General features: G+C 50.2%; 2 tRNA genes. Both read left to right on the top strand.

What is annotated here, in order from left to right:
- Window positions 1-51 precede the first annotated feature (51 nt).
- Window positions 52-125, top strand: a tRNA-Gly gene (locus V3391_RS17700).
- 47 nt (window positions 126-172) lie between these two features.
- Window positions 173-247 (top strand) — tRNA-Thr (locus tag V3391_RS17695).
- The last annotated feature ends 50 nt before the right edge of the window (window positions 248-297 follow it).

Raw genomic sequence — 297 nt, 5'->3', positions numbered from 1 at the left:
CAAGAAGACTGAGTGGCGCAGTAAAGATGAATTGAATTGAACCAATACCTCGCGGGTGTAGCTCAATGGTAGAGCTGAAGCCTTCCAAGCTTATGACGAGGGTTCGATTCCCTTCACCCGCTCCAGTGTTGTTGCAGTCTGGTGTGCAAACACCAAAAAGTAGTTCCAATCAGCCCTTTTAGCTCAGTGGTAGAGCACTCCCTTGGTAAGGGAGAGGCCACGTGTTCGATCCACGTCAAGTGCACCATCGACTTATCCCCGTATCTGAAAAATGTCCATGGCGGCGTTGTCTTGCCT

It is taken from the genome of Luteimonas flava, assembly GCF_036584485.1.
Taxonomy (GTDB): domain Bacteria; phylum Pseudomonadota; class Gammaproteobacteria; order Xanthomonadales; family Xanthomonadaceae; genus Luteimonas; species Luteimonas flava.
This window is presented reverse-complemented; position numbering and strand designations above follow the sequence as displayed.